14 protein-coding genes are annotated in these 11,698 nt (G+C 71.5%); 9 read left to right on the forward strand and 5 right to left on the reverse strand.

All coding sequences use genetic code 11. From position 1 onward, the window contains the following. Nucleotides 1-7 precede the first annotated feature (7 nt). The 3 genes from AB0A95_RS04440 (at nucleotide 8) to AB0A95_RS04450 (ending at nucleotide 1,920) form a co-directional block, all read left to right on the forward strand. Nucleotides 8-862 carry a peptidase M23 gene (locus tag AB0A95_RS04440; RefSeq protein ID WP_357554140.1) on the forward strand — a complete coding sequence of 285 codons (855 nt, stop codon included), beginning with the start codon at nucleotides 8-10 and terminating at the stop codon, nucleotides 860-862. A 106-nt stretch (nucleotides 863-968) separates the two neighbouring features. Continuing rightward, complete coding sequence (locus AB0A95_RS04445) at nucleotides 969-1,115, forward strand: hypothetical protein (RefSeq protein ID WP_357077681.1); 147 nt, start codon at nucleotides 969-971, stop codon at nucleotides 1,113-1,115. 49 nt (nucleotides 1,116-1,164) lie between these two features. Then, nucleotides 1,165-1,920: an EcsC family protein gene (locus tag AB0A95_RS04450; protein WP_357554141.1), complete on the forward strand. Its 756-nt coding sequence runs from the start codon at nucleotides 1,165-1,167 to the stop codon at nucleotides 1,918-1,920. A gap of 19 nt (nucleotides 1,921-1,939) precedes the next feature. On the opposite strand, the gene AB0A95_RS04455 is transcribed toward AB0A95_RS04450, so the two are convergent. Both AB0A95_RS04455 and AB0A95_RS04460 read right to left on the reverse strand, forming a co-directional pair. Next, nucleotides 1,940-2,788, reverse strand: a complete 849-nt coding sequence (locus AB0A95_RS04455; protein WP_357554142.1) for a GDSL-type esterase/lipase family protein — start codon at nucleotides 2,786-2,788, stop codon at nucleotides 1,940-1,942. Nucleotides 2,789-2,923: 135 nt separating this feature from the next. Then, nucleotides 2,924-3,523 carry an antibiotic biosynthesis monooxygenase gene (locus tag AB0A95_RS04460; RefSeq protein ID WP_357554143.1) on the reverse strand — a complete coding sequence of 200 codons (600 nt, stop codon included), beginning with the start codon at nucleotides 3,521-3,523 and terminating at the stop codon, nucleotides 2,924-2,926. Between the two features lie 112 nt (nucleotides 3,524-3,635). On the opposite strand from AB0A95_RS04460, the gene AB0A95_RS04465 reads away from it, so the two are divergent. From AB0A95_RS04465 to AB0A95_RS04485, 5 genes are all read left to right on the forward strand, one after another. Then, nucleotides 3,636-3,899, forward strand: a complete 264-nt coding sequence (locus tag AB0A95_RS04465) for a DUF6343 family protein (RefSeq protein WP_357554144.1) — start codon at nucleotides 3,636-3,638, stop codon at nucleotides 3,897-3,899. Between the two features lie 12 nt (nucleotides 3,900-3,911). Then, nucleotides 3,912-5,327 carry an NADP-dependent succinic semialdehyde dehydrogenase gene (locus AB0A95_RS04470; protein ID WP_357554145.1) on the forward strand — a complete coding sequence of 472 codons (1,416 nt, stop codon included), beginning with the start codon at nucleotides 3,912-3,914 and terminating at the stop codon, nucleotides 5,325-5,327. A 52-nt stretch (nucleotides 5,328-5,379) separates the two neighbouring features. Next, a complete protein-coding gene (locus tag AB0A95_RS04475) occupies nucleotides 5,380-6,345 on the forward strand; it encodes a TIGR03885 family FMN-dependent LLM class oxidoreductase (RefSeq protein ID WP_357554146.1) in 966 nt (321 codons plus the stop codon). An 85-nt stretch (nucleotides 6,346-6,430) separates the two neighbouring features. Beyond that, complete coding sequence (locus AB0A95_RS04480; RefSeq protein ID WP_357554147.1) at nucleotides 6,431-8,002, forward strand: Na+/H+ antiporter; 1,572 nt, start codon at nucleotides 6,431-6,433, stop codon at nucleotides 8,000-8,002. Continuing rightward, nucleotides 7,999-8,256, forward strand: coding sequence for a UBP-type zinc finger domain-containing protein (locus AB0A95_RS04485; protein ID WP_357554148.1), 258 nt, complete (start codon nucleotides 7,999-8,001; stop codon nucleotides 8,254-8,256). The genes AB0A95_RS04480 and AB0A95_RS04485 overlap by 4 nt, the downstream gene beginning before the upstream one ends. Here the strand turns inward: AB0A95_RS04485 and AB0A95_RS04490 are convergent. The 3 genes from AB0A95_RS04490 to AB0A95_RS04500 all read right to left on the reverse strand — a co-directional run bounded on the left by AB0A95_RS04490 (nucleotide 8,232) and on the right by AB0A95_RS04500 (nucleotide 11,037). Continuing rightward, nucleotides 8,232-9,506 carry an MFS transporter gene (locus AB0A95_RS04490; protein ID WP_357554149.1) on the reverse strand — a complete coding sequence of 425 codons (1,275 nt, stop codon included), beginning with the start codon at nucleotides 9,504-9,506 and terminating at the stop codon, nucleotides 8,232-8,234. The two genes, AB0A95_RS04485 and AB0A95_RS04490, sit on opposite strands and share 25 nt — an antisense overlap. Before the next feature lie 323 nt (nucleotides 9,507-9,829). Beyond that, the gene (locus tag AB0A95_RS04495; RefSeq protein ID WP_357554150.1) at nucleotides 9,830-10,015 is read right to left on the reverse strand and encodes a DUF397 domain-containing protein; all 186 of its coding nucleotides are present in this window, start codon (nucleotides 10,013-10,015) and stop codon (nucleotides 9,830-9,832) included. Between the two features lie 11 nt (nucleotides 10,016-10,026). Then, complete coding sequence (locus AB0A95_RS04500) at nucleotides 10,027-11,037, reverse strand: helix-turn-helix transcriptional regulator (RefSeq protein WP_357554152.1); 1,011 nt, start codon at nucleotides 11,035-11,037, stop codon at nucleotides 10,027-10,029. Between the two features lie 428 nt (nucleotides 11,038-11,465). Here AB0A95_RS04500 and AB0A95_RS04505 point away from each other — a divergent pair, with 428 nt between their 5' ends. Next, nucleotides 11,466-11,690, forward strand: a complete 225-nt coding sequence (locus AB0A95_RS04505) for a hypothetical protein (RefSeq protein WP_357554154.1) — start codon at nucleotides 11,466-11,468, stop codon at nucleotides 11,688-11,690. Nucleotides 11,691-11,698: the final 8 nt, after the last annotated feature.

Genomic DNA, 11,698 nt, shown 5'->3' on the forward strand with positions numbered 1-11,698 from the left:
TCGGCTGATGCGTGACGACGGCACCCTCGACGACCCGTACGCCCCGAGCAGCCCCACTACCGATACGGAGGATGGCACCTCAACCGAACGGACAACCGCCGCGAGTCGCCTCCGGGCGTACACCCGGGACCTGGCCGGTCGACGCCGGGCGCAGGTGGCGCTGGCGACCGGCGTGGTCTGCTGCCTCGGCCTGGCCGCTGTCGCGCAGGTCCGGGACGAGACCGCCGGTGCCGCCACCCGCCGCGACGCGATCTCCGGCGCGGAGCTGGCGCAGCGCGCCGAGCAGCAGCGAGCCTCCCGTGGCCTCGACCGCACCGCCGCCCCGACGACCCCCGCCGCGTCCGCCGCGGCGACTCCCGCCGACCCGGACACCAGCGCGCCGGCTCGCAAGGCGGCCCCGGCCCGCCCGACCAGGCCGGCGCCCGTCGCCGGGCTGGACAGGACCCAGATGGAGAACGCCGAGGCGATCGTGCGCGCCGGCCGCAAGATGGGGGTGCCCCGCCGGGGGCTGGTGATCGCGGTCGCCACCGCCATGCAGGAGAGCAACCTCTACAACGTGGCCAGCGGTGTGCTGCCCGAGTCGCAGGACTATCCGCACCAGGGTGTCGGCTGGGACCACGACTCGGTCGGGTTGTTCCAGCAGCGCTCCAGCAGCGGCTGGGGCCCGGTGGGTCGGCTGATGGACCCGGAGTTCGCCACCCGGCAGTTTCTCGGCGCGCTGGAGCAGGTGCCCGGCTGGGAGCGGATGCGGCTCACCGACGCCGCCCAGGCCGTGCAGGTCTCCGCCTACCCCGAGTACTACCAGCAGCACGAGTGGCGGGCCACCCGGGTCGTCGACGCCATCGCGCCGACGGGGCGGTAGTCTACCGCCCACTGTGGACGGTCAGGGTTGAGGCTGTCGGATCCCGGGTACATGTGTTGCGGGTTCGGGGTACACATGACTGAGGGACCATCGACAGGAGGACGCCATGTCACTGATGCAGCGCATCACCACGTTCCTGAGATCGCCGAAGGGGCAGCAGATGGTCGAGCGAGGTCGTCGAGAGATGGCCAAGCCCGCCAACCAGCAGAAGCTCAAGGGCCTGGCGGCCAAGCTGTCCAACCGCCGCCGCTGACCGCTCCATCGGCCGCCCTGTCCGCCATTCCCATCCCAGGGGAGACCCGGTGACCGACACCCCGCCCGTCGGCGGCCAGCCAGCCGCCCCCACTCCCCAACCGCCCGTCGATCTGCCGGCCGGGCCGGCGGACGCCCCCGAGGGTCCGCCGGCCCGCCTGTGGGACCGGATGCGCGACGACCCCCAGTACGCTCCGGAGCACCTTGCCCTGGAGGCGGTGCGCCGGCTCGGGCCGGAAGCCGAGCAGTGGGCCGACCGGGCCCGAGCCGAGCAGCCCGGGATCTCGGCCGACGCCCTGGCCGACCAGGCGGCCCGCAAGTTCGTCAACCTGGCCCGGCTGTCCGGCGCGGTCTCCGGCGCGGCCGGGCTGCCCGGTGCCGTGATCGACGTGGGCGTCCTGGCCTGGACCCAGGCACGCATGGTGTTGCACATCGCCGCCGCGTACGACGTCGACCCGATGCACAGCGACCGGGCCACCGATCTGCTGGTGCTGCAACGCGTGCACAAGGTCGCCGAGAGCGCCCGGCTGGCACTCGGCGTGGCCGCCGGTCGGGAGCGCGCCGACGCGCTCTTCGGTCTGGGCGGCCAACGCCCGCTCGGCCGGGTGATGCTGCAACTCGGCGTCCGGCTGGCTCAGATGGCCGGAGTCCGGGCCGCCAAGCGGATCGTCGCCAAGGTCATTCCAGGTGCGGCCATCGTGCTCGGCACCTGGGCCAACTCGTCGGCCACCAAGGACCTCGCGCAGCGTTCCCGGGCCCTCTACCGCCCCCGGGGCACCGCACTTCCGGGGCCCCGCCACCCCTGACGATCCCCCTCCGGGACGGTCAACCGGCCATACCGGAGGGTCGCCAGGTCACCTCGGCGAGCCGGCTCTGCCCGGTGGCGTTGGGGTGGAACCAGTCCAGCGGGTTGAGCAGGTCCAGGGTGAAGCGGACCTTGTGCGCCGCGCCGCCGTCGTGGCGACACCGGGAGCCGTACGCCCGGCAGGCCGCGACCAACTCGGCGTTGTACGCGTCGATCCGGTCCCGGACGGCGGCCCGGCGTGCCCGGTCGGCGGGCGTCGTCGAGGTCGCCTCGGCCAGCAGGGCCGGGCAGACCCCCCGCCGCCACGCGCGGACCGCCCGTGGGTCGTCGTGCCCGACCTCCCAGAGCCGGTACAGGTCGGGGATGCTCACCACCAGCACCCGGGCCTTCGGGCGGCCGGTCCGCAGCACCCGCAGCCCCCGGTCCACGTCGGCCCGGAACTGTGCCACCGGCGTCATCGCGTCCACCCCGCCCCGGCAGGCGTCGTTGGCGCCGATGAGCACTGTGACGTAGTCGGGGCGGTCGCGTACCGCTGCCTGGGCCTGACCCTCCAGGGCGTCCGCGCGGGCGCCGGCGCGGGCGTGGTTGTACGTCCGGTCGCGGATCGCCGAATCCTGGTCGAGCAGCCGCCGGTAGTGGCTCTGCACCCGCAGCCCGTCGCCGGTGGACCAGGAGTTGCGCTCGCAGGAGGTGAGCACCAGGCAGGAGGCGAAGCCGGTGGTGATCGAGTCGCCGAGCGCGGCGATGCCACCCGGGCCGCCCGACGGGCCGCTCTTGGTGGGGCGGGGTGACGCGGAGGTGCCGCCCTCGCAGGCCAACGCGACAAGCGCGGCGAGACAGGCCAGCGCGGCGACCCACCGTCGAGGCATGACATCTCCCGTCTCGCAGCACCGAGTTCCACAGCACAGAGCGACAGCGCGGTAACTCTATGCGCCAGACGTGGCGTGCCGGGAAGTTGCTGTCGGGTATGCGGCAGAGCGTCGGCGACAGCGGTCGGAGGTGCTTTAATCCCGCCGCCGGGCCGGCTGGGCGTGCAGCCACCGGTGCAGGGCCCGGGTGATCCGGGGCAGCACCAGATAGGTCATCAGCGGGGTCAGGCAGAGCGTCATCAGCAGCACCCGCGCCGCCAGCGGCACGGTGGCGAGGAAACGACTTGTCAGCAGGGTGGCGCTGAGGCTCAGCGGAAAGAACGCCAACCAGATGGTCACCGCCTGCTTCCACCTCGGCGGCGACACCGGCGCGACCGGCGCGACCGGCTCGACCGGGTCCACCGAGTGCCCCAGCGGCGGATCGAACCAGCCCTCGATGCCGGTACGCCGCTCGACTCGGGTGTGCTCGACGATGCCCTGGGCCGAACTGAGCCACCAGTGCCGCTGCGGCGACTCCTCCCACCGGCGCAGCGTCTCGGCGTCGGCGAAGCGATAGAGCATGTGCCAGTCCGGCGAACCGGGGCCGCTCTGCACCCACCCGGCGCCGAGGAAACCCGGGAACGCCTCGGCCAACGCCGTGCCGGCCCGCATCCAGGCCACCATCTCGCTGGCCCGGGACGGATCGACACGGCGGGCGATGGCGACTGTCACCGGCACGGCGAGGGTCATTGACATGCGCCCATCGTGCGGGTCGCGGGCCCGTGGCGCGATCGGATGTGCCGAGGCACACCGGCCCACGAGCGCGTCGTACCGGTTAACCGGGCCGATCGCGGGTAGCTCCCTGGGTATGACGAGATCGCAGCCCCGGCGTGCCCGTGGCACGGTCGGCCACGCGAACAGCGCGCTGAACCTTCGCCTCACCCTCGCCGGCTTCGGGCTGGTGATCATGGTGCTCTTCGCGGTGCTGGCGTTCGCTGCCGGCATCGCCTGGCTCGGCGTACTCTGCGCGATCTTCGCCGTGGTCGCCGTTGTCGACCTGGTCGTGATCCAGCGCCGCCGCGCCGCCCGGCACCGCGAGGAGCCGGGCGTACGACACTCGTTGTTCGAGTGACAGGAGGACGAGATGCCCCACATCGCCACCACCAACCCCGCCACCGGACAGGTGCTCAAGACCTATGAGGCGATGTCCACCGAGCAACTCGACGCCGCCATCGAGCGCACCGACCTCGCGTACCGGCAACTTCGGCAGACCACCGTCGACGAGCGCGCCCGGTGGATGAACGCCGCCGCCGACCTGCTGGACGCCGAACGGGACGAGATCGCCCGGATCATGACCACCGAGATGGGCAAGACGTACGCCTCGGCGCAGGCCGAGGTGGCCAAGTGCGCCACGACCGCCCGCTTCTACGCCGACCGGGCCCCGGGGTTCCTCGCCGACGAGCCGGCCGACGCGCCCGCCGTGAAGGCGACCAGGGCGTTCATCCGCTACCAGCCGATCGGCGTGGTGCTCGCGGTGATGCCGTGGAACTTCCCGCTCTGGCAGGTGATGCGCTTCGCCGCGCCGGCATTGATGGCCGGCAACACCGGTCTGCTCAAGCACGCCTCGAACGTGCCGCAGACCGCGCTGCTGCTGGAGGACGTGTTCCGCCGGGCCGGCTTCCCCGAGGGAGCCTTCACCACGGTGCTTGTCGGCTCGGATGCGGTCGAGACGATCCTCGGTGACCCCCGGGTCCGCGCCGCCACGCTCACCGGCAGTGAGCCCGCCGGACGGTCCATCGCCCAGATCGCCGGCCGGGAGCTGAAGAAGACAGTCCTCGAACTCGGCGGCAGCGACCCGTTCGTGGTGATGCCCTCGGCCGACGTGGACGCCGCCGCCGAGGTGGCCACCACCGCCCGCTGCCAGAACAACGGCCAGTCCTGCATCGCCGCGAAGCGGTTCATCGTGCACACCGACGTGTTCGACGCCTTCGCCGAGAAGTTCGCCGCGAACATGGCCGCGTTGCGGGTCGGCGACCCGATGGACCCGAACACCGACGTGGGGCCGCTGGCCAGCGAGCGCGGCCGCGACGAGGTGCACGCCCAGGTCCGCGACGCGGTGGACAACGGCGCGACGGTGCTCTGCGGCGGCGAACCGCCAGCCGGCGACGGCTGGTTCTACCCGCCGACGGTGGTCGCCGACCTCACCCCGACGATGCGGATGTGGTCCGAGGAGGTCTTCGGCCCGGTCGCCGGCCTGTTCCGGGTGTCCTCGTACTCCGAGGCGATCGAGGTCGCCAACGGCACCAGCTTCGGGCTCGGCTCGAACGCCTGGACCCGGGACCCGGCCGAGCAGGAGCGCTTCGCTACCGACCTGGACGCGGGCAACGTCTTCATCAACGGGATGACCACCTCGTACCCGGAGTTGCCGTTCGGCGGTGTGAAGAACTCCGGCTACGGGCGGGAGTTGTCGGCGTTGGGCATGCGGGAGTTCTGCAACACCAAGACGGTCTGGGTGGGCGAGGGCGCCGCCTCGGCCGGTGCCGGAGCGCACGCCGAGTAGCTCGGGGCGCGGCACGCATCAGGCGGTGCCGTCGTGGGTAGGAAGTGCGCCCATGACGTCGTTCGGGTTCCACGCCTCGCATGAGCAGATCGGTCCGCGCGCACTGTTGGAGGCGGTGACGCACGCCGAGCGGGCCGGCTTCGACGCCGCCATGTGCTCGGACCACTTCTCCCCGTGGAGCGCCCGGCAGGGCGAGTCCGGCTTCGCCTGGTCCTGGCTCGGCGCGGCGTTGCAGGCCACCGGCATGCCGTTCGGTGTGGTCAACGCGCCCGGTCAGCGGTACCACCCGGCGATCATCGCGCAGGCCATCGGCACCCTGGGCACGATGTACCCGGGCCGGTTCTGGGCGGCGCTGGGCACCGGTGAGGCCAGCAACGAGCACATCACCGGCGACCCGTGGCCACGCAAGGACGTCCGCGCCGCCCGCCTGCGGGAGTGCGTGGACGTGATCCGGGCGTTGCTGGCCGGCGAGGAGGTCAGCCACGACGGGCTGGTCCGGGTGGACCGGGCCCGGCTGTGGACCCGTCCCGAGGAGCCGCCCGCGCTCGTCGGCGCCGCCGTCAGCGTGGCCACCGCCCGCTGGTGCGCCGAGTGGGCGGACGGCCTGATCACCGTCAACGCCCCGGTGGCGCACCTGCGCGAGATGATCGACGCGTACCGGGACGCCGGCGGACGCGGCCCGCTGCACCTCCAGGTGCACGTCTCCTGGGCGCCGGAGCAGGCGCAGGCCGAGGCCCTCGCGTACGACCAGTGGCGCAGCAACGTCTTCGCCCCGCCGGTCTGCTGGGACCTGGAGACTGTCGAGCACTTCGACGTGGTCTCCGCCGACGTGCCCGCCCAGCGGGTCGCCGACGTGGTGAACATCTCGGCCGACCTGGGCCGGCACGTCGGCTGGCTGGAGGAGTACGTGGAGTTGGGCTTCGACCAGATCGCCCTGCACCACGTCGGGCAGGAGCAGCGCGACTTCATCGACGCGTTCGGCGCGGAGGTGCTGCCGAAGCTGCGGCCGACCGGCTGATCAAGGGACCCGGCTGGTCAAAGCCCGGCTGTTCGGGGCCCGGCTGGTCGAGGCCCGAATCGGCGGCCCCCTAGGCTCGTACCCCATGGAAGGCCTGTTTCCGGTCGTCGTGTTCCTGGCGATCGCCACCCTCGGTGCCGCGCTGGCCCGCCGGCTCGGTCTGCTCGCGCCGATCGTGCTTGTCGTGCTCGGCCTGGCGCTCTCCTTCGTGCCAGGCGTCCCGCACGTCGAACTCGACCCGGAGTTGGTGCTCGTCGGCATCCTGCCGCCGCTGCTCTACGTCGCCGCGCTGGAGACGTCGGTGCCGGCGTTCAAGAACAACATCCGGCCGATCCTGCTGCTCGCTGTCGGCCTGGTGCTGTTCACCGCGTTCGTTGTCGGGTTCGTGCTGCACCTGCTGCTGCCGCAGGTGCCGTTCGCGATCTGCCTGGCCCTCGGCGCTGTCGTCGCGCCGCCGGACGCGGTGGCCGCCACCGCTGTCGCGCGTCGGGTCGGGCTGCCCCGCCGGGTGGTCACCATCCTGGAGGGGGAGAGCCTGGTCAACGACGCCACCGCGCTGGTGCTGCTGCGGGTCGCCACAATGGCCACCGCCGGCTCGGCGGTCGGTGCCGCCGACGTCACCCTGGAGGTGCTGCGGGCCACCGGCGGCGGCATCCTGATCGGCGCGCTCGGCGCGGTGGTCTTCGGCTTCCTGCACCGGCGGATCACCGACCCGCTGCTGGACAACGCGCTGTCGTTGATCATCCCGTTCGCCGTGGTGTTCGCCGCCGAGGCGGTGCACTCCTCCGGCGTGGTCGCGGTGGTGGTCACCGGGCTGGCGCTCGGCCACAAGCTGTCCCAGTTGCTCTCGGCGGCCTCCCGGTTGCAGATCGGCGCGTTCTGGCGGCTGGCCCGGTTCCTGCTGGAGGGGTTGGTCTTCCTGCTGGTCGGTCTGCAACTGCGGGAGGTGCTGCGCGACCTCGACGAGCCGACCGGCTCGCTCGTGCTCATCACCGTCGCGGTGCTCGCCACAGTCTTCGTGACCCGTTTCGTCTGGCTCTTCCCGGCCACCTACCTGGCCCGGCTGGTTCCCCGGATCCGCCGCCGCGACCCGGCCCCGCCGGCGAAGTTCCCGATCATCATCGGCTGGGCCGGAATGCGGGGAGTGGTGACACTGGCCGCCGCGCTGGCCCTGCCCCTGACCCTGGCCGGCGACGAGCCGTATCCCCGAGCCCTGTTCATCTGGCTCGCCTTCGCGGTGATCGTGGTCACCCTGGTCGGGCAGGGTGCCACGCTGCCGACGGTCGCCCGCCGGTTGAAGCTGCCCCAGGACGACCCGGTACAGGACGCGTTGTCCGCGGCCGGTGTGCAGCAACAGGCCAGCAGGGCCGCCCAGGACCGCCTCGACGCGCTGGCCGGCAGCGCCCCGGAGGCGGTGGTGGACCGCCTGCGCCGAGCGCTGGAGGATCGCAACAACCTGGCCTGGGAACGACTCGGTGGCACCGAGCGGGAAACGCCGTCGCAGGCGTACGGTCGGCTACGACAGGAGATGATCGACGCCGAGCGGGATGTGTTCCGGGCTGCCCGGGACTCCGGTCGGATCCCTGAGGAGGTGTTGGTGCGGGCCTATCGAGACCTGGACCTGGAAGAGTCGTTGCTGCGGGAGGTCGAGAAGTGAGCTGTCAGCATCTGGCCGAGGCGGGTGCGGTCGAGCCGCGCACCACCGAGGAGTGTCCCGACTGCGTCGCCATCGGCAACGCCGACTGGGTGCACCTGCGGGGCTGCCTGAGCTGCGGGCATGTCGGTTGCTGCGACTCGTCGCCGTACCAGCACGCGACGAAGCACTTCGAGTCCAGCAACCACCCGGTGATCCGGTCGGTGCAGCCGGGCGAGACCTGGCGCTGGTGCTACGTCGACGAGGAGATCGGCTGATCGCTGGCCGGGGACGGCTCGGCACGGTTCGCCAGGGCCCGCCGGGTGAGCGGTGGCCCGGCCAGGCCGGTGCCGGCGAGGAGCCCGGCCAGGGCCAGCCAGCCGGTCGGGCCGCCGCCGAGGATCAGCCAGGTCAGCAACGCCGGCCCCGCGGCGCGGGCCAGCCCGGCGAGCAGTGTGTCGACCCCCTGGTAGGCGCCGATGGCGTCCGGGGCGGCGAGGTCGTAGGCCAGTGCCGCCCCGGCCCCGGCATGCCACAGGTCGCCGAGGGTGTAGACCACTGTCGCGCACAGCAGCAGGCCGATCGTCAGCGCGCCCGAGACGAAGCCGGTCGTGGCCCAGAGCAGCATCCCGGCCGCGAGCACGAGTCCGGCCCGGCGCATCGCCGTCGCCGCCGGCAGCGCGTGCCGGGCGCCACCGCTCAGCCGTACCGCGAGCAGCACGGTGAGCAGCGTGTTGACCAGCAGCATGGCGGAGACCAGCACCGGCGGGGCGTCGGTGCGGGTCACCACCCACAGTGGCAGCAGCACTGTCAGCGCCACCCAGTGCAGGGAGAGCGCCGCCGACGCCCCGGCGACCGCGAGGAACCGTCCGTCGCGCAGCGCACGACCGGGGCCGGTCCGACGCGGCCGCCGGACCGGCGGATACCCCGGCAGTCGCATGATCAGCGCCGCCGAGACCAGATAGGTCGCGGCGTTGCCGACCACGAGCAGTCGGTACGCCCACCCGGTGTCCGCCACCAGCGCGAACCCGCCCAGCCCCGCGCCGAGCGCCACACCCAGGTTGGCCACCGCCCGTAGTGTGGCGAAGGCGTGCACCCGGCCCTCCGGTCCGCCGACCGCGGCGACGAGCGCCGCGCGGACCGCCAGGTTGCCGGAGATCAGCAGCGCGTCCAGTGTGGCAACCAGCAGGAAGACCGGAAACGAGCCGACAAACAGGTACGCGACGGCGACGGCGGCCTGCGCCACCTGGAGGACCGCCCGGAGGTTCCGCGGATCACGCCGGTCGGCCAGCCCGCCGAGCGGCACGCTGGCGGTGAGCCCGACCAGGCCGGCGAGCGTGAGCCCCAGCCCGACCCGCGTCGGACCCAACCCGACGACGCGCGTGAGATAGAGCGCCGAACCGGTCACCCACAGCCCGGTCCCGACGGTGTTGGCGAGCGTGGCCAGCGACAGGGTACGCAGCCGACCCGGCGGCGGCAGCGGCGACAGCGACCGCCAGCGGCCGCGAATCCCCGCCCAGGTGCCCACACACCGACCCTAGGACCGACGCGCGGGCATCGATGCCCCCGAGCGCTGCGGCGGCCGTCACAGCCCGCCTACGGCACGTTCGTTGCCCCAGCGCCTCCGACGTGTCGTGTGGCACGAAAACCGGCACCCCGACGCTGCGCTACTCGCCAATGCGTTCAGGCACGGTCGTCTTGGACTTCCTCAGGACGAGTGGACTGGGGTCCGGCTGACCCGTGTTCGATTCCTGGCAGGGGCTCGACCCGGGCTGGCGCGGTGACGGCGTCTCTGCGGCGAACTGAGAGTCCTTAGCCTGCGCCTCCCATCCATGCGGATGGGGGTGTTGGTCAGTCCCGGGGGTTGAGCCCCTGAATGAACGACGACCAGGCGGACGAGCTGAAAGACAGCACCGGTCCCTGCCGGTCCTTGGAGTCCCTGACCATCACGACTGGCGGCGGTGTGGCAACCTCGACGCAGTTGCCGCTGGAGCCGGACCTGGTGCTCTTGCGCCAGGTGACGCGAGGCAGGTCCATGCCGTGCCCTCCTAGGTGATCAGATTTGCTGCAATCGCACGCAGCGTATCCCGCGTGGGTTTGGGTGCCAGCGCAAGGGCTTGTAGCTGCTCGTGTGCCGCAGCGTACGCGGCAACCTCCCCGGGGCGCTCCAGGTATAGCGCTCCGGTGAGCGTGTCGACGTAGACCAACCGTTCCTCGGCTGCGTCTGGGTAGGGCTCCGGCATCGGCGGGAAGTCGAGTATCACGAAGCTGCCGTCAAAGCCGACCCCTGCCGAGTACGGCAGTAGCAGGATCTGGACGTTGCTCCGGGCCGATTCCTCGATGAGTCGATTGAGCTGCCCGTGCAGCACCTCGGGGCCGCCGACCACGCGGCGAACTGCGCCCTCGTCGATGACCACACGCAGCATCGGCGGATCGTCGCCCCTCAGGATGGCCTGACGTTCCATCCGCAGCGCGACCTGGCGCTCTACTTCGTCGTCGCGCATCTTGACTGGCGCACCCTGGAACGCAGCCCGCGCGTATTCCTCGGTCTGCAACAGGCCCGGGACCATCTGGCACTCGTAGGTGCGGATTACGGATGCCTCTGACTCCATGCCGACGTACGCGGCGAACCAGTCCGGCAGGACGTCGCTGTACCGCTGCCACCACCCGCGCTGCTTCGCCTGACGAGCTACCGCAATGACCGCCTCGGCCTGGTCTCCCTCCACTCCATACAGAGCGAGTAGCGCCCGTACGTCGTTCGGGTGTGGCCGGACTTCTGCCGTCTCGATCCGGCTGAGCCAACTTGCGTCATGGTCGACCCGGCGGGCTGCATCAGCCGAGGTAATGCCGGCCCGGTCTCGGAGCTGTCGGAGGGTGAGCGCCAGTCGTCGGCGTCTGACCGTCGGACTCTGACGTTGCGACATGTCGCCATCTTGCCATGCGGAATACCTGACTTCCTTTCGCAGACACGCAGCACGCAAAACGGGTTTCCGCATATTGCGGATTGCTATCATGCGTGGGACGGTGTTGCCGGGTGTGGTGATCGGGTGACCCTGCATGGCCCCACTGCCACTTCCCCCATCGGAGGGAGGACAGATGAGTCGGCACGTGCCCTACGGCGAATACCTGGCGGCAGTAGCGATGACCCTGGCTCGCAGGCATAAGCCGGTGTGGTCGTGGGTCAGGTGGCGGAACGTCTGCAAGTGCGGGAACGAGTTGCCATGTCGGGCCAGGCACAAGATCCCGATCAACCGGGGTCACTGGCCGGGTGAGGGCCGCCGATGACCACACACGCACCGGTCCTGCCGCTCTGGCTGTGCGAGGGATGCGACCGGCCCTGGCCTTGTGCCACACGCCGCGTGGAGCTGTTGGGGGAGTACGCCGCTTCGCCGGCAGCCCTTCGGATCTACCTGAGGTCGCACCTCACCGCAGCCATGCAGGACATGACCTGGGCTCCCGCCGACACGGTGTACCGCAGATTCATCGGTTGGCTGCCGTGAAGGCGGGAGACGTCGTGTTCGTCGGCCCGGACTGCTCGGTGCAGTTCACGGGGGACCGGGCGCTGTTGATGCGGGTGGTGTCCATCGGCGAGGACGATCCCTACAACGACTGGGTGTGGATCACGGGGTACGTGCGCCACGAGGCGCTATTCGATCGAGTGGAGGTGGGAGACCTGCACCGATGTCCTGTCGTGGTAGGGCATCGAAGCTGAGGGCAGTC

This window comes from Micromonospora sp. NPDC049230 (assembly GCF_040647875.1).
Taxonomy (GTDB): Bacteria; Actinomycetota; Actinomycetes; order Mycobacteriales; family Micromonosporaceae; genus Micromonospora.